The sequence below is a fragment of the Yersinia mollaretii ATCC 43969 genome (assembly GCF_013282725.1).
Classification (GTDB): domain Bacteria; phylum Pseudomonadota; class Gammaproteobacteria; order Enterobacterales; family Enterobacteriaceae; genus Yersinia; species Yersinia mollaretii.
In genome coordinates, this window is record NZ_CP054043.1 from 3,433,608 (window position 1) to 3,450,916 (window position 17,309).

Sequence of the window (17,309 nt, forward strand, 5' to 3'; positions counted from 1 at the left end):
GCTGTTAACGAAAACAGTAAAATACTTCGTTTGAAGTTTAATTGACTTTCGAATGAAAGTTAATTGATAAGGATCACATTATTGATGGGGGATTAGTCTATGATTGCAGCTAATGATTCTTTGTTAATCTATTCGCTCAGTTAGGGTGTTTGCTTCACCTGTCTGGTCGCTTAACTCATCCAAACCGGAGGTTTTTATGGAGCTTTATCTCGACACCGCAGATGTGGCCGCAGTGAAACGGCTGGCACGTATATTGCCCTTGCAAGGGGTCACCACCAACCCGAGTATTCTGGCAAAAGCAGGTAAACCTATCTGGGAAGTGTTGCCTGCACTACGTGATGCTTTGGGCGGTACGGGCAAACTTTTCGCGCAAGTGTTGGCCAGTGATAGCGAGCTAATGGTGTCTGAAGCGGTACTGTTGTCGCAGCGCGTCCCCGGTTTGGTGATCAAAGTTCCGGCAACTGCTGAGGGGCTGGCGGCGATTAAAAAACTGAAAGCGATGTCGATTCCGACACTCGGCACGGCGGTCTATGGCGCAGGGCAAGGCTTGTTGTCAGCTCTAGCGGGGGCAGAATATGTTGCGCCCTATGTCAATCGGCTAGATGCACAAGGCGGTGATGGCATCGCGATGGTTCGTGAATTGCAACAGTTGCTGACCTTACATGCACCGAGTGCAAAAGTGCTGGCGGCCAGTTTCCGCACCCCACGCCAAGTGCTGGACTGCCTGCTGGCGGGCTGCCAATCAGTCACTATTCCGGTGGATGTGGCTGAGCTATTTATCAGCACACCAGCAGTAAAAGCGGCAGTCGAACAGTTTGAGCAAGATTGGCAGGGGGCATTTGGTTCGGCCATTCTCAGCTAGTGAGATAAGTGTTTTTGCATGATAGCGGTACTTTGCATAAGAAAAGAAAAACGCCCTGCGAATATCCAACAGGGCGTTACGGTGTCACCTAAATGCCAGTGTCATGACATCAACAAGGGCATTTTCCTAATTTACCCGCCTGACTAGGGAAACGAGCATCCAGACAGTAGCGGTGGAAATCCCGTTCACTCATTGGCGGTGTCTCTGGGTGATGGCGGCGCATATGATTCACATAATTACCATAATCCTGTACGCCCACCATCAGCCGAAAACTCTGCGCCACGCGTTGTGCAATCAAGCGCACCCAGGCCCGCAAATGGGTGGGGTGAGCGACCACCGGCACCAGCGGAATGCAGCGCGTAATCTGGCGCGACGCACTTGCGGATCGTGGACGAAAGGGGATACCTGCATTAGCCACGGACAGCCTCCTCACGGAATACAATTTCAGTTTCATGAGTGGTCGGTTTGCTGGATTTCAGCGCACGACGCACCACAAACACGGATGAAATCAACATGGTCACCGCCACCAGCATGAAGAAGGCGCATAACGCCGCATTGATCTGGTTGTTGAAGACGATAGTTTCCATGTCTTTAATGCTCTTAGCGGGGGCGATTAATACCCCTTGCTCAACACCGGCAGAGAATTTCCGTGCTTGAGCCAAGAAGCCAATACTCGGTTTTTCATGGAAAATCTTCTGGAAGCCCGCCGTCATTGAGGTGATAAACAGCCCAATAGTGGGCACGATGGTTACCCAAGCATAGCGCTGCTTCTTCATTTTAAACAGCACCACGGTCCCCAAAATCAACGCCATTGATGCCAACATCTGGTTACCAATGCCGAACAGTGGCCACAAGGTATTGATGCCGCCAAGTGGATCGACCACACCTTGATAAACGAAGAAGCCCCAGCAGGCCACGGCGACCGTAGTGCCCGATAAGTTACCCAGCCATGAGCGGTTATTGGCCATGCTTGGGACGACGACCCCAACCAAATCCTGCACCATAAAGCGGCAAGCACGGGTTCCGGCATCAACGGCGGTCAGAATAAACATCGCCTCAAACAGAATGGCGAAGTGATACCAGAAGGCCATCATGTTACGGCTGTTAAAGACTTCACTGATGATATGGGCCATGCCGACAGCAAAGGTCGGCGCGCCCCCCGCACGAGACAGAATCGACTTCTCGCCGACATCTTGGGCGATCATCGTCAAGGTTTCTGGCGTCACCACAAATCCCCAGCTATTGATCGCCAGCGCGGCACTCTCTACCGTGGTGCCGATCAACGCCGCCGGTGAGTTCATGGCGAAGTAGACGCCCGGATCGATAACCGAAGCACAGATAAGCGCCATGATGGCGACGAAGGACTCCATCAGCATCGCGCCGTAGCCGATAAAGCGGATATGACTCTCACGCTCAACCAGTTTTGGTGTAGTCCCACTCGCCACCAGTGCATGGAAGCCAGAGATGGCACCACAGGCAATGGTGATAAACAGGAACGGGAATAAGCTGCCGGAGAATACCGGGCCGCTGCCATCAATAAAGCGTGAGACGGCGGGCATCTTCATTTCAGGCATGGCGAAGACGATCCCCACGGCCAAACCGATAATGACGCCAATTTTCAGGAAGGTGGAGAGGTAGTCGCGTGGCGCTAGCAGCAGCCACACTGGCAATACTGAGGCGATAAAGCCATAGATAATCAGCACCCACGTTAGGGTAGTGCCGTGCAAGGTGAAGAATGGCCCCCAATAGGGGTCAACTGCGATATTCCCGCCGTAAATAATGGCGGTCATCATCAGCACGAAACCGATTAATGACACTTCAGCAATTTTACCGGGGCGAATAAATCGCATATAGACACCCATAAACAGGGCGATTGGGATGGTGGCGGCGATGGTAAACAGACCCCATGGGCTGTCGGCCAAGGCTTTCACCACCACTAATGCCAGCGCGGACAAGATGATAATCATCACGCCCAATGCGCCCAGCATGGTGATCACCCCAGCAAAGGCGCCCAGCTCTTGTTTTGCCATCTCACCGAGGGAGCGACCATCGCGGCGGGTGGAGATAAACAGGATCAAGAAATCCTGTACCGCACCGGCCATCATCACCCCAACCAGAATCCAGATAGTGCCGGGTAAAAAGCCCATCTGCGCGGCGAGAATTGGCCCGACTAATGGCCCGGCCCCAGCGATGGCGGCGAAGTGGTGGCCGAACAGCACCCACTTATTGGTCGGAACATAATCCAAACCATCATTACGGCGTTCTGCCGGCGTTAGACGCCGATCATCCAGTTCAAAGACATTTTTGGCAATAAAGAGGCTGTAAAAGCGGTAAGCAATGCTGTAACAGGCCACCGATGCAATCACCAACCAGATGGCATTAACATGCTCACCCCGGCTAAGTGCCAGCATGGCAAAGGCAAATGCACCTATTAACGCCACGGTCAGCCAAATGACGACAGTCTTGACGTTCTTCATGGGTAACGACTCCTTCGTTTTGTAGGGGGATCTTACGATCCATTAACATAGGAGCTTTGATGTGAAAGAAAAGTAGCGAAAGTGAAAAATGTGATGTGTAAAATGTTTTTACGTCATAATTGGTAGCACTTTTTTACATATTGCTATATTGGCATGAATAAGTCTGCGGATAGGGATAAGGGGAGTTAATTGAACGGGGTGGCACAGAATTGAAAAAACCGTGGGATGTTTTACATCACCACGGTTTGTCATAGGATTCACGATAACTTCAGGTCATAAACGATATTAAGCCACCGGACGGGCAACCACATTGCGGGTTTCCATGCGAACTTCAGCAATGCAAACTTCAATTTTGTCACTCTGGCTGTAAACCGTCTCACCTTTAACCTGCACGGTGCCAGTTTCCTGACTGCACACCATCTCATCACGAACGGCATGAATAAAGGGTGCGGGAATAAAGGCCACCGCGCCATTATCCAGCAAGCGCACGCGCAAACCGCCACGGGTCACATCAATGATCTCCGCAGGGAAGCGAGTCTCAGTGCCAGCCATCGGCTGGAGATAACGGGCATATAACCAGTCACCGACATCGCGTTCAGCCATGCGATTCAGGCGACGACGTTCAGCCAATTGCACCGTGATCTCATCTTGCGGTTTCTCCGCTTGTTGGCCGGTAATAATAGCTTTTAGCAGGCGGTGATTGACCATATCGCCATATTTACGAATAGGCGATGTCCAAGTGGCATAAGCCTCCAGCCCCAAACCAAAGTGTGGACCTGGCACCGTGCTGATTTCAGCATAGGTCTGGAAGCGGCGGATACGGCTGTCGAGGAACTGGGTTGGCAAGGCATCAAGATGGCGGCGCAACTCACAGAAGCCCGGCAGAGTCAGCAGCGCTTGTGGGTCAGCTTCGACGCCATTGGCTTGCAGTACCGTCGCTGCTTGCTCAACCAGTGCCGGATCAAATCCGGTATGCACGTTATAAATGCCAAAGCCAAGATTATCACGCAGCGCAAGGGCGGCGCAGACATTGGCGGCAATCATGCACTCCTCAACAATGCGGTTCGCAATGCGGCGATGCTCAACAATGATGTCCAGCACTTCGCCTTTTTCACCCAGCAGGAAGCGGTAGTCTGGGCGATCTTTAAATACCAGCGCATGTTCGGTACGCCACTGGCTGCGGGCCTCACAAACTTGTTTCAGCAGGGTGATTTGCTGCGCAATTTCTGGGTTTTGCGGCTGCCAGTCACTTTGGCCTTCCAGCCAATCAGAGACTTCGTCATACACCAGCTTGGCTTTGGATTCGACCCACGCGGCAGAGAAGCGAATGTCGTCACCCAAAGCCCCATCAGCGGCGATGGTGACACGGCACACCAGCACCGGACGGCGCTCATTAGGTCGTAAAGAGCAGAGATTGTCGGACAAATCCCGTGGCAGCATGGGGATGTTAAAGCCCGGCAGATAGTTGGTGAACGCGCGTTTACGGGCGATTAAATCCAACTCACTGTTTTCATCGACATAAGCCGTCGGGTCGGCAATCGCAATGGTCAACAACAGGGAACCGTCACCTTTGTCTTCCACATACAGCGCATCATCCATATCTTCAGTACTGGCACTGTCGATGGTGACAAAATTGAGTGCGGTGAGATCTTCACGTTGCAGATCAGTATCATGCAGTGCGGATTCCACCATCACTGGGGCTTCACGCTCCAGATTATGACGCGCTAAAGTGACCCACCAAGGGACGAAATGGTCCTCGCCGTGGGTAATGAAGGCGGTTAAATCAGCATTAAAAGCGCGATCGCCTTTTAATGGGTGGCGGCGCATTTCGGCGACGGCCCAATCACCGGTCTGGAAGTCATGCGGCAGATCAGTGGCTGCACGGCAGTGAATCGCATCACGCAGCAGTGGGTGGTCAGGGACGATAGAGAGGCGATCATCTTTTCGTTGTACGCGACCCACAAAGCGCGATAAAAATGGCTCAACCAGTGTTTCTGGCTCCACAATTTCACGATCTTTATCGGTGTGCAGGGTGGCAATAATCCGATCGCCATGCATCACTTTTTTCATCTGCGGCGGCGGAATAAAATAACTTTTCTGTCCGTCTACCTCAAGAAAGCCAAAGCCTTTCTCAGTACCTTTTACTACGCCTTCAACGCGCGGGGTCTGAGTGTGAAGTTGCTGTTTTAGCTGCGCCAGCAGCGGGTTATCTTGAAACATAGCGTCCAGTGAATGGTGTAGTGAGTGGGATTAATCCGGCTGACAGTTTTACGCGAATCAGCCCCATCGGGCAAGCGGCATATCATGCTGAACGGAAATTCTCAGTTAAATTCATGGGCCTATCCACAGCCCCTGATGGCTGGTCCATCAGGACCAGTTCGGGGGCATACCTTCAGGCGATACGCGCCGAGGCTGGCGGTAACCAGCGCCGGACAGTGACCGGCACGGATTTCGACGTCGGCGTATGGGTGCCATCACCAAAACTGGACAGCGGCACCAGCGGGTTGGTTTCAGGATAGTACGCCGCCAGATTGCCACGCGGGATATCATAGCTGACCAGTTTGAATCCGCTGACTTTACGGGTGATGCCGTCATGCCACAGGGTTTCGATCTCCACCAGATCGCCATCCTCTAAGGCTAACGCCACCAAATCTTGCGGGTTAATAAACAGTACTTCCCGCTGACCATAAACACCGCGATAGCGATCGTCGAGGCCATAAATCGTTGTGTTGTATTGATCATGTGAACGTAAGGTCTGCAACACAAAGGGCGCGGCTTCGCCCGACATGGGTGGGAATAGGCTCTCCGGTAGGGCGGAGGCGCAAAACTCCGCTTTGCCACTCGGTGTCGCAAACTGCATATCAGCCGCTGCACTCCCCAGATAGAAGCCTCCGGGTTGCTCGCAACGGGCATTGAAATCAGCAAAACCAGGTAAGGTGGCCGCAATATGATCACGAATCAGATTGTAATCATCTGCCAATGCCAGCCAATCAAGCGACGGCTTGGCGGTGGGTTGATTACTGACGGTAGCTTGCTGGGCGAAAACGGCATGGGCGATGCCACAGACAATGGCGGTTTCGGAATGTTGAGTCTCCGCCAGCGGCTTACCCACCCCTTCGGAGGCGTGCACCATGCTGAAAGAGTCTTCGACAGTAATAAATTGCGAACCACTGGCTTGTATATCGCGCTCAGTGCGGCCCAATGTCGGCAGAATCAGGGCTTCAGCACCGGTTATTAGGTGGCTGCGATTGAGTTTGGTGCTGATATGCACCGTCAAATCACAATTGCGCAAAGCTTGTGCGGTGCGCTCGGTATCGGGTGCCGCTGCCGCCAGATTGCCGCCAAGGGCAATCAGCACGCGGACATCCCCGCGCAGCATCGCCTCCAGCGCTTCCACCGTATTATGGCCCGCCGCTTGGGGTGGGGTGAAACCAAAATGATGGCCTAAGCGCTGGAGCATCGCGGCGGAGGGTTTTTCATCGATGCCCATGGTGCGGTTACCCTGCACATTGCTGTGCCCTCGCACCGGACACAGACCCGCGCCCGGCTTACCTAACTGACCGAACAGCAGTTGAAGGTTAGCCAGCTCCCGCACTGTGATAACAGAGTGTTTATGCTGTGTAATGCCCATCGCCCATGTCAGGATCACGCGCTCGGCGTGCTGATAGATATCCGCAGCATGGCGGATTTGCGTTTCGCTCAGGCCCGATTGTTGCGTGATTAGCCCCCATGAGGTGCTATCGACCGCCGCCAGATAGCCATCGATCCCCTGAGTGTGCGCCGCAATAAATGCTTGATCGAATAAGCCCGGCTCCCCCAATGCGAGTTGTTGACGATGGTTCTCCAGCAGGGCTTTCACCATGCCGCGTACCGCCGCCATATCTCCGCCCAGATTGGGTTGGAAATAGGCCGAACTGATTGGCGAGGATTTAGGCGTTAACATCTCAATGGGGTTTTGCGGATCAGCAAAACGTTCCAATCCGCGCTCGCGTAGGGTATTGAAGCTGACAATCCGCGCTCCGCGATCTTTAGCATGGCGCAAGCTATGCAACATGCGCGGGTGATTGGTTCCCGGATTCTGTCCGAACACAAAAATGGCGTCTGCCAGCTCGAAATCTTGCATCCGAATGGTGCCTTTACCGACACCGATACTCTGTTTAAGCCCGGTGCCACTGGCTTCATGGCACATATTTGAGCAGTCAGGGAAGTTGTTGGTCCCCAACATGCGGCCAAAAAGCTGATAGAGGTAAGAGGCTTCGTTACTGGCGCGACCCGAGGTATATAGCTCCAACTGATTTGGGCTATCTAACTCATTAATGTGCTTAGCAATCAAGGCGAGGGCGCTCTCCCAACTGATCGGTTGGTAGCGGTCAGTTTGTGGGTTATAGCGCATCGGGTGGGTAATTCGCCCTTGATACTCAAGGAAATAGTCGCTCTGTTGGCGCAGTGTGCTTAGGCTGTGGTCGGCAAAAAATTGTGGCTCTACCGCTTTGCGAGTCGCTTCCCAACTGACCGCTTTAGCCCCATTTTCACAAAAGCTAAAGGTGCTGTGGTTGTCGTCGCCCCAAGCGCAACCGGGGCAGTCAAAGCCTTTCACCTGATTGACGCGCAGCAAGTTCCGGATATTTTTCAGCGCTTGTTTGCTGTCCAGTACAAAGCGGGTGGTGGCTTCAAGGGAACCCCAACCACCAGCCGCGCCGGTATAGGGTTTTATGGTCGATTTAAATTTCATGATGGTATGCCGCAGGTGTTTTTTGTTCTAAGTAGGTGTAGCGACCCACATTTATAAATTCACAAACCTGCATTTATCGCGTTTTTCGACCCGAATTATCTGCATCTATTCGGAGTGGAAAACCCAGATTAAGTGCAAATGAACCTGCATTTTATGACTTCGACCTACATTCCATTCAGACGAACCCACAATAGCTGTAACTCGAAAGTTTTAGACGGCATAGGGACTCCAAGGTTCGTACTCGATATGGGACAAGCCAAAAAATAAATAGCCTCAGTGGCCGAATACGTTGGTAGTGAGTTTATGCCTAGACATTATTAATACGCCGTGCCTGCTCATATCGTGCCCCCCAATACTTATTATCGAGTTTTGATATGGTGACGCCCACGCTGCTGGATGCATGAACAAACTTGCCTTCACCGATGTAAACACCCACGTGTCGTGTTTGTCGTGAGGTCTTGAAAAAAACCAGATCGCCTGTATCTATAGCTTCTCTAGTGATCCGAGAGCCTTGTTTCATTTGTTCCTGGGAGCTTCTTGGCAAACTCAGGGAAAACTCATCTTCAAAAACGCGCTGCATGTAAGCAGAACAATCAATACCTTTACGTGTGTTCCCGCCGAGCTTGTAACTGACGCCTTCCCACTTGTCATAATGGGTCAGGATTTTTTTGAGTTTTTGCGTCTCATTGTGCCCAGTAGCGGAGCGGGTTGAGGCTTGCAGAGTAGATGATGAATTAACAACATTCTGATGAGTGCTCGCTGAAGCAGAAAATGCATACAAAGAGGTAATCGCAATCATAACGGGGATTATAGTCTTAAACATAGGGGTATCTGAAATATGAGGTGAATGGCTTTCCTTGGTTAACGCATTGACTAAAATCCTTCTGGAGAGCGGCATTCTACACATTAAAGCTCATAAAAGAAGCACTAATGGTACATTTAATGAGCTAATTTGTGGTGCAAAAGTCTGACTTTTGCTGTAACTCGTTAATGAATATATAAACTTCAGACAATTATTAATTTTGACATTGTTATAAATACCTACATCATCAAATGGTATTAAATACTTATTAAACCTGTGTGAATGTGTTGCATTTCCATTTGTAAGTAGTGGTATTTATATGTTTCATATCATTCAAGTCCCCGCTCACATTTTATATTCTGCCCTTTGTCACTCATTATCTATATCATTTGATTTTATGCTATGGATGATAATAATTATCATCTATATGTCATTTATTTAGAAATCAAGGATAGTTTCGCTAGGTTTTAATTTTTATATTTTTATATTTTTAAGTTTTTTATTTCATGCATTTCATGTTTTTAAGTTTAATAAATCAAGTGAGTAAGTGAGCTTAGTGATTCAGCAAGGTTTTCCCTCAGTACTTGACCTTTAAATGTTCCTTAATCGTTATTAAAACGCTTGAATTTTAATTTATTAATTAAAAAACAATGCATTAGATTTTATTCACTGAAAAAAAAGCTGGCTAATTATAGTGTCCTCGCCCTGGAATGGCTCAATATATAATCATATTCCTACAATTGCGTAGGAATTTTATTTTTAATTATCAGGCTTAATTACCGGAATAATAAGATTATTTTCATTGATGTGATGAAATGGATTATTTTATTCTTTAAATTAAAAACATAATAATCTACTAAAATGATCTAAATCAATATTAACGGTTGTCTTTTTATACGCGTACGATATAAAAAACATTGCTACACATCAATAACGGAATATAATACTGGTAATTTACCTTGATTGCAGACCATTGATCTGTGATATTGGTGTTTACTAGATGAATTGAACGCGTATACTTCAATCCATAGCAAGAGAGTACAGCGATAAGGACATTTCAAGTTTCTAAAATGCTTTATATACAGTACGGACATTGTGAATATTAGAAACGCGCTTTACTCCTACTATTAAAAGATATTTAAAGTATCGTTTTCGCTACCAAGCACACACATTGAGTTTCGACATTTATTGGATTGTTAAAAGAACTCATCAACTGGTCTTATTGTCCAGCAGCGATAAATAAATATCTAATGGATTCTTGTGGAATAACCACAATCGAATTAACACACAACAGTACCGAGTTATTTAACTCATACATCTATTACTAATTGGAAATTTAAATGAAAAAGTTAGCTATTATTGCCTCAATCGTTGCTGCATTCGCGGGTGTTAACGCTGCTCAAGCCGCTTCTACCGGTACCATCACTTTTAACGGTGAACTGACAGCATCTACTTGTGACGTATCCGTCGATGGTCAGGGTGCAGATGCAACAGTAGTACTGCCGACAGTAGGTACTAACCAACTGACTTCTGCTAACCAGGTTGCAGGCAGCACCGGCTTTAGCATGGCACTGAGCAACTGTGCTGGCACCCTGAAAACAGTTTCTGCTTTCTTCGAAGCGGGTCCAAGTGTCGATGTGGTTACCGGCCACCTGAAAAATGTAAGCGGTACTGCCGGTCAGGTTAGTCTGGAACTGCTGGATGCGTCTAACGCCATGACACCAATTAAAGCTGGTAACAGCAACCAGACGACCAGCACGACTTATATTGATGCTGCTACGGGTTCTGCTTCACTGCCGTATGCAGTCCAATATTATGCTGATGGCACAACCACTGCCGGTACTGTTGTCAGCAACGTGGTTTACTCTATTCAATACAAATAAGTATTAACGAGTAACACAGAAATATAAAAGGGCAGATATCTGCCCTTTTTGACGATAAGCACTAAAATTAAAGCATGCACACATTCATTAAGTGTCGAGGTTGTTATGAACAGCACTAACCGTCTTTTATTAACTGTCTTCTCAGCCTTGTTCTTGATTCTATTTGTCGGACGCGCTGTTCAGGCCAGTGTGGTTATTACCGGCACCCGGGTAATTTATCCGGAAAAACAAAAGGAAGTGACGGTAAAGGTGAATAACACAGGCACCGGCCCGGTGGTATTACAAAGCTGGATTGACAACGGGGATGTGAATGCCCGCCCGGAAACGCTAAAAGTGCCTTTTGTACTGACACCCCCGATTAACCGGGTTGAGCCGAATAAAAGCCAGACACTGCGCATCAGTTATACCGGTGCGGCTTTACCAAAAGATAAAGAATCTGTTTTTTGGTTAAATGTCTTAGAGATACCGGCTAAAGCGGATGCGGGTAGCAGCCAGAACTATTTACAGATGGCCTACCGTTCCCGTATTAAATTGTTCTTCCGTCCTACCGGTTTGGTCGGTAATCCCAATGATGCCGCACAATCTTTAGTCTGGACCAACGTCCCTGGCGGACTTAAAGCCACCAATCCGACACCGTTTCATGTTTCGTTGGTCACGGTGGGAATAACGGGCAGTAAAACAGCGCCGGTTGAAGGCCAAATGATTAGCCCTAATAATTCGCTGACCTTTTCGTTACCGGGAAATACCGCTGGGAATAGCGTTGATTTTGAATTTATTAATGATTATGGCGCACTTAATAAACTGAGTCAGCCCATTAAACCTTAATTTAATTTATATACAGCAGTCATACATAGCGTCCGCTGATGACCACATTTATTTCGTGGGGGCGGAATACGTCTGTACACTACGGAATAATTGAATAATGAAACACCCTGCAATCACATTCTCTGCAGAATTGTCTGCCCGTAGTGGTCGTTTAACGCCCGTGGCGGCTGCCCTTATTGCTGCTTTTTTATCGCCGGCTGTTTTGGCTGTTGAGAGCGTTGAGGCCAACGCATCCCCTCAGACTGGCCATTCCCAGTCGGCCGAGTTTGACAGTATCTTTCTCAATACCGAACACGGTGGTTCCGGCATTGATTTAAGCCGCTTCTCGAAAGGGGGCAGCGTGTTACCCGGCACTTACCGGGCTGACATTTATTTAAACAATACCCTGATTGGCAATGAGAATGTGGAATTTAAGGCCCGCGACGATAAAAGTGTCCATGCCTGCTTATCCTCATCGGTCATTGCCAGTCTTAATCTCAAGACAGAAGCATTGCCGCCTGAATCACTGGCCCCCCTGAAAAAAGAGGACGGCTGTGTTGATCTGGAGTCATTACTCCCCGATGCCCAGGCGGTCTTTGACAGTGGCGAACAGCGGCTGGATATTACTATTCCACAAGCGCTGTTACTCCGTACCGCCCGTGGCACCGTCAATCCGGCTTTGTGGGACAGCGGCGTGACATCAGGGATGTTGGGCTATTCACTCAATGGCTACAGCTCCTCCGCCAACGGACAGACATTTAACTCGGCTTTTGCCGGGATTAACACCGGGGTAAACCTCGGCTCATGGTATTTCCGTCATAACGGCTCGTATAACTGGCAAGAAGACGGTGACAGCAAATACACCAGTATTAACAGTTATGTGCAGCGGGATGTCCCGGCTGCGCTAGGCCGGGTGTTGCTGGGACAATCCAATACCACCGGGCAGTTATTCGATACCGTGCCTTTCACTGGGGCACAATTCAGCACCGATGACCGCATGTTGCCAGAGTCCCTGCGTGGCTATGCGCCGGAAGTGCGCGGGATTGCCCGCACCAATGCGCTGGTGACCGTGCGCCAGAGTGGTCAGGTATTGTATGAAACCACGGTTTCGCCGGGCGAATTTATCATTGATGACCTCTATCCGACCGGTTACGGCGGCAATCTGGATGTCACGGTGCGTGAAGCCGACGGCAGCACACAGAATTTCCAGGTGCCGTTTGCGGCAGTGGCGCAATTGCTGCGCCCCGGTTCGCAGCGCTACAGCCTGACGGTGGGTAAAGTGCGCAATGATTCGCTCTCCTTTACCCCAGGTCTTTATCAGGGAACCTATCAGCGTGGTCTGAATAACAGCATTACCGGTTATACCGGGGCGCAGGCCAGTGAAGACTACTATGCCGTGCAGGTCGGGACTGCGTTCAGTACCCCGATTGGGGCGGTGGCGGTCGACGTGACCCAGGCCAATACCCGCCTGCGTAACGGCAATGAAAGTGGCCAGAGCTATCAGGTCAGTTACAGCAAGGTGATTGCTGAAACCAACAGTAACCTGAGTGTGGCGGCGCACCGCTTTTCGACTCAGGGCTATCTCGATTTCGCCACGGCGATGCAAACCCTTGATGCCGAACGTCAGGGCTATGACGCCAACAGTATCTACCGGGCAAAAAACCGCTTAACCGTGACCGCCAATCAGGGGTTACCGGACGGCTGGGGCCAGATGTATATCAGTGGTTCTTTGCAGGATTACTGGAATAAAGGTGGCAGTGACCAGCAGTATCAGGTGGGTTACAGCAACAACTATAAAAGCATGACCTACGGCGTCAGCGTGAACCGCAGCCGCTCCGGGTTTGGCGAGATGCAAAATACTTATCTGGTCAGTATGAGTTTCCCGTTGGGGCGTAATGACCAGCAGAACGTGCCGCAAATGCGACTGGAAATGAACCGCAATGGTCAGGGCAACTGGGGCGAACAGGCATCGGTTTCAGGCAGTGCCGGCGAGCAAAGCCAGTTCAGTTATGGGGCAACCGCCATGAACAGCAACGGCGGCTCGGGGGCCAGTGGCAGTGTCAATGGTCAGTACCGCGGTTCTAAAGCCACCAGTATGGCGTCTTACGGTGGCGGTCGCGACTATCAGAGTGGCTCGGTCGGCATTTCAGGCAGCATGATTGCCCACCCCGGCGGCGTGACATTAACGCCGTACAGCAGTGAGACCTTTGCGGTGGTGGAAGCGAAGGGCGCTGAAGGGGCCGAAGTGTCCGGTTACTCCGGCGTGAAAATTGATTCACGGGGTTATGCCGTGGTGCCGTATCTGAGTGCCTATCAGATGAATGAGATAACCATCGATCCGAAGGGGACCTCTTATGACGTGGAGCTGGAATCCACCAGTCAGAAAGTGGCGCCGAATGCCGGTGCGGTGGTGATGGTGAAATATAAAAGTACCAAGGGCTATCCAATATTGGTCAATGCCACCCAGTCAGATGGCGAGCCGGTGCCGTTTGGCGCACAAGTGTTAGACACCAAAGGTCAGGTAGTGGGTTCTGTCGGTCAGGGTGGTCAGATTTATGCGCGGGTGAGCGAGGAGCGTGGCCGTTTGCAAGTCAGTTGGGGTGAAGGTACCGGCCAGCAATGTTACCTGAACTATATTCTGCCGCCGCAATTAGCCAACGGTAAAGCCAGCGCGATGATGCGGTTTACCTCGACCTGTGTGCCTCAGGAGCAATCACTTCGTGAATAAAGGCTTCGATATGACGTATTTTTTCCGCGGAAAAGACGATAACGCTGCAGGAAGGCACTAACCCAATGCTGTTTACTGCCAGAAAAAGAGGCAATGATGTATGAAACTATCTATGAATAAAGTGGGTGGGCTGTTTGGCGGCCTCTTGTTAAGTGTTATCAGTACCAGTAGCTGGGCCGTGGCGAATTGTTCATTTCCCGCTGGCTCGACTCAAACCGAAACAGTCCCCTTGAGTCCACCAGTGATTTCGGCAGGGGTCGATATTCCTGTGGGGACGGTTCTTTATCAAGGGGCCTGGGTGATGAAAAATACGCTTATGGAGTGCCAGTGGGCGCAGGCTGATGTAGGTAAATCATTTTGGTACAGCAGTTCAACGTTGATTAGCCATGCCCCACTCCCTCTGAGCGGCTTGATGACCGGTCCGTTTGCGGGTGCCGTCTATCAGACCAATATTCCGGGGATTGGTGTGGCCATTTCACGAACCCCGGATGGCAATCCGATAATAGTTAACCGGCCTGCGGTAACCACGGATGTAGAAAACCCTATAAGGCAGGTAAGCAATGAATTAGGCGGCGCCTTGAATTTTGGCGGTTCAACACGTTATGTCTCGCTCATTAAAACGGGGGCTATTACCCCCGGTAGCTTTACGATTAGCGGTGCAAATTTCCCGAGTATCACGACTGCGATTGAGCCCGCGGTGAATACTCATGCGGGTTCTGTTCCCGTCACCGGGTTGCCGTTTACTTTTTACAATATCAATTTTCAGGGAACCCTGACGGTGTCTACGCAAACCTGCACCACACCAGATGTCACGGTTGCATTGGGACGTTATGACAAAAATGAAATTTTTAGGGGGATAAACTCAACAACACCTTGGATTGATGCGTCAATTAACCTTATAAATTGCCCTAGATTCTACGGTTTTTATAACAGTACCAATACGACGATATTGATGGATTACAATACCGGAATGGGGAGTCCATCCAACTCGCTCAATAACGGTATTGGCGTGCGCCTGACACCTGCTACCAATGTAATTGATGCCGCCAATGGGATTATGGCTATCGACTCGACGGTATCCGGTGCAGCATCGGGCGTAGGTATCCAGATTGGTTGGGGAAGTAGTAGCCAAACCCCAACGCTGTTTAACTTTGCGGCAGAACAAACAGTGACGCTGCCAAAAGACGGCAGTTCTACAATCCGTGTTCCGCTGTCTGCCCGTTATATTCAAACAGAAGCGAACGTCACACCGGGTAAAGCGAATGGTAAAGCCGTGTTCTTGATCAATTATTATTAATGTCCTACGTCGAATGCGTTATTAACCTCGCCCGAGGGAAGTGAATTTCCCATGGCGTGTTGGATAAATAACGTTGAACTTAATAAGTCCGTAATTTGAGGCTGTTGAGCGTAACGGTGATTTTTATTGTTCTGACAGGAAAATATTTTTACGATTAACCGCTATTAAACCACGATGGATAAAGAGACCAAGGAAGGTCTCAACGCACACTCTTTAATCCACACCAGATATTTGATTTTGCGTTTAACTGTTTTTTATTCAATTAATCGTTAGATAATTTAAATGCAAAAGGTGATTTATGAGAGATATTGTTATATTCAGTGGCAGTGATTTAATCCGATTCGCCTTAAGAGCGATTATAGAGCCAGTGATCATTCACCAGCCTGATAGAGTCAGTGCGGTCCTTAAGGGGTCCGCTTGGAAAACGGAATCTATGGTCACTCCCGTTTTTGCAACACCGATTTCGACGATAAGTTGGCTTGCTTGAATCTATCCGGCGTCTGAATGGGATTTTATTCCCGCGCCTCGATGAGTTCCGCGCCTGATGAACCTCAAGAAAATATACGGCTTCAATGAGCCTTTCCGTTTTACAGGTTCCTCAACAGGCCGGTGGGCCGTTAGTATCATCAATATCAGTATTCGCAAAACCAGATGAGTGATTGTTTAAACTAGTGTATTTATGCCGTTATGCTGCGTAAGTTTGCTGTCGCGCCGTCAGTGCCCAGGCTATTCTGGCCAGCTTGTTTGCCAGAGCACAGGTGACGACAAAGTTGCTTTTCCGGCACAACAACTCCCTGACCCAATCGGCCAACTTGCCAGACTGATGTTCCAGTTTTTGTATGAATACCCTTGCACACTGAACCAACAGAGTTCGGATTTTTTTGTTACCTCTTTTGCTAATCCCCAACAATGTCGTTCGACCTCCCGTGCTGTACTGTCGAGGTACCAACCCTGTTGCCGCCGCAAAGTCACGGCTGCTGGCGTATTGCTTCCCGTCGCCAATCTCAGTTGAAATAGTACTCGCTGTCAGCGTTCCGACACAGGGAATGCTCAGCAAACGCTGTCCAACCTCATCCTCGTCCAGCTTTCGCTTCAACTGGGATTCCAGATCTTTAATCTGCTCAACAAGATAGTGATAATGTTGTTGTAGTTTCAGCAATAACTGGCTGAGATAAAGAGGCAAACTATTGTCCTCAAGAATGGTACTCAGCCGACTAATAACGGCAGCACCTCGTGGTACGCTGATACCAAACTCCAGTAGAAAAGCATGCATCTGATTAGTTGTTTTTACCTTATCCTGAACCAGAGATTCACGAACACGATGCAGAGCCCGCATTGCCTGCTGAGATTCCGTTCTGGGCTGTACGAAACGCATGGACGGACGCGATGCAGCTTCACAGATAGCTTCGGCATCAACGAAGTCGTTTTTGTTGCTTTTAACGAATGGGCGGACAAATTGTGGTGATATCAGCTTTGGAAAATGCCCCAACTCTGCCAGCTTACGGGCCATAAAGTGGGAACCGCCACAGGCTTCCATCGCAATGGTTGTTGCCGGGCATGATGCCAGAAACTCGATTAGCTTTGGTCGGGTAAACTTTTTACGGTAAACAGCCTTCCCACGATGATCCTGACAATGGATATGGAAAGAGTTCTTACCCAGATCGATACCAATAAGCGCAATATTTTCCATGATGGTTCTCCGAATGAAAGCCTGTCCTCAGCAT

Annotated in this window: 11 protein-coding genes; 5 read left to right on the forward strand and 6 right to left on the reverse strand. The window is 49.5% G+C overall.

Going from position 1 to position 17,309, the window contains the following annotated elements:
• Positions 1–196: 196 nt before the first annotated feature.
• Positions 197–862 carry a fructose-6-phosphate aldolase gene (gene fsa / locus HRD69_RS15350; protein WP_032815447.1) on the forward strand — a complete coding sequence of 222 codons (666 nt, stop codon included), beginning with the start codon at positions 197–199 and terminating at the stop codon, positions 860–862.
• Between the two features lie 109 nt (positions 863–971).
• Here the strand turns inward: fsa and HRD69_RS15355 are convergent, their stop codons facing one another.
• From HRD69_RS15355 to HRD69_RS15375, 5 genes are all read right to left on the reverse strand, one after another.
• A complete protein-coding gene (locus HRD69_RS15355) occupies positions 972–1,280 on the reverse strand; it encodes a YbdD/YjiX family protein (protein WP_032815446.1) in 309 nt (102 codons plus the stop codon).
• Positions 1,273–3,339 carry a carbon starvation CstA family protein gene (locus HRD69_RS15360; RefSeq protein ID WP_004877439.1) on the reverse strand — a complete coding sequence of 689 codons (2,067 nt, stop codon included), beginning with the start codon at positions 3,337–3,339 and terminating at the stop codon, positions 1,273–1,275. The genes HRD69_RS15355 and HRD69_RS15360 overlap by 8 nt, the downstream gene beginning before the upstream one ends.
• 285 nt (positions 3,340–3,624) lie before the next feature.
• The gene (locus HRD69_RS15365) at positions 3,625–5,559 is read right to left on the reverse strand and encodes an exoribonuclease II (protein WP_004877437.1); all 1,935 of its coding nucleotides are present in this window, start codon (positions 5,557–5,559) and stop codon (positions 3,625–3,627) included.
• A gap of 172 nt (positions 5,560–5,731) precedes the next feature.
• Positions 5,732–8,071, reverse strand: a complete 2,340-nt coding sequence (locus HRD69_RS15370; RefSeq protein WP_004877435.1) for an FdhF/YdeP family oxidoreductase — start codon at positions 8,069–8,071, stop codon at positions 5,732–5,734.
• 307 nt (positions 8,072–8,378) lie between these two features.
• Positions 8,379–8,969, reverse strand: a complete 591-nt coding sequence (locus tag HRD69_RS15375; RefSeq protein ID WP_244263007.1) for an NlpC/P60 family protein — start codon at positions 8,967–8,969, stop codon at positions 8,379–8,381.
• 1,244 nt (positions 8,970–10,213) lie between these two features.
• On the opposite strand from HRD69_RS15375, the gene HRD69_RS15380 reads away from it, so the two are divergent.
• The 4 genes from HRD69_RS15380 (at position 10,214) to HRD69_RS15395 (ending at position 15,585) form a co-directional block, all read left to right on the forward strand.
• Positions 10,214–10,756 carry a fimbrial protein gene (locus HRD69_RS15380; RefSeq protein ID WP_004877429.1) on the forward strand — a complete coding sequence of 181 codons (543 nt, stop codon included), beginning with the start codon at positions 10,214–10,216 and terminating at the stop codon, positions 10,754–10,756.
• A 105-nt stretch (positions 10,757–10,861) separates the two neighbouring features.
• Entirely contained in the window at positions 10,862–11,581 is a 720-nt protein-coding gene (locus tag HRD69_RS15385; protein WP_004877428.1) for a fimbrial biogenesis chaperone, read from the forward strand.
• A gap of 97 nt (positions 11,582–11,678) precedes the next feature.
• Positions 11,679–14,288, forward strand: coding sequence for a fimbria/pilus outer membrane usher protein (locus HRD69_RS15390; RefSeq protein WP_004877425.1), 2,610 nt, complete (start codon positions 11,679–11,681; stop codon positions 14,286–14,288).
• A gap of 100 nt (positions 14,289–14,388) precedes the next feature.
• On the forward strand, positions 14,389–15,585 hold the full coding sequence (locus HRD69_RS15395) for a fimbrial protein (protein WP_032815442.1): 1,197 nt from the start codon (positions 14,389–14,391) through the stop codon (positions 15,583–15,585).
• 685 nt (positions 15,586–16,270) lie between these two features.
• Here HRD69_RS15395 and HRD69_RS15400 read toward each other — a convergent pair.
• The gene (locus HRD69_RS15400) at positions 16,271–17,275 is read right to left on the reverse strand and encodes an IS110-like element IS5075 family transposase (RefSeq protein WP_172984585.1); all 1,005 of its coding nucleotides are present in this window, start codon (positions 17,273–17,275) and stop codon (positions 16,271–16,273) included.
• Between the last annotated feature and the right edge of the window lie 34 nt (positions 17,276–17,309).

Bases quoted from the DNA above. Each gene is read 5' to 3' on its own strand.
- fsa (WP_032815447.1), top strand. From the start codon at position 197: ATGGAGCTTTATCTCGACACCGCAGATGTGGCCGCAGTGAAACGGCTG.
- HRD69_RS15360 (WP_004877439.1), bottom strand. From the start codon at position 3,339: ATGAAGAACGTCAAGACTGTCGTCATTTGGCTGACCGTGGCGTTAATA.
- HRD69_RS15365 (WP_004877437.1), bottom strand. From the start codon at position 5,559: ATGTTTCAAGATAACCCGCTGCTGGCGCAGCTAAAACAGCAACTTCAC.
- HRD69_RS15370 (WP_004877435.1), bottom strand. From the start codon at position 8,071: ATGAAATTTAAATCGACCATAAAACCCTATACCGGCGCGGCTGGTGGT.
- HRD69_RS15375 (WP_244263007.1), bottom strand. From the start codon at position 8,969: ATGCCGCTCTCCAGAAGGATTTTAGTCAATGCGTTAACCAAGGAAAGC.
- HRD69_RS15380 (WP_004877429.1), top strand. From the start codon at position 10,214: ATGAAAAAGTTAGCTATTATTGCCTCAATCGTTGCTGCATTCGCGGGT.
- HRD69_RS15385 (WP_004877428.1), top strand. From the start codon at position 10,862: ATGAACAGCACTAACCGTCTTTTATTAACTGTCTTCTCAGCCTTGTTC.
- HRD69_RS15390 (WP_004877425.1), top strand. From the start codon at position 11,679: ATGAAACACCCTGCAATCACATTCTCTGCAGAATTGTCTGCCCGTAGT.
- HRD69_RS15395 (WP_032815442.1), top strand. From the start codon at position 14,389: ATGAAACTATCTATGAATAAAGTGGGTGGGCTGTTTGGCGGCCTCTTG.
- HRD69_RS15400 (WP_172984585.1), bottom strand. From the start codon at position 17,275: ATGGAAAATATTGCGCTTATTGGTATCGATCTGGGTAAGAACTCTTTC.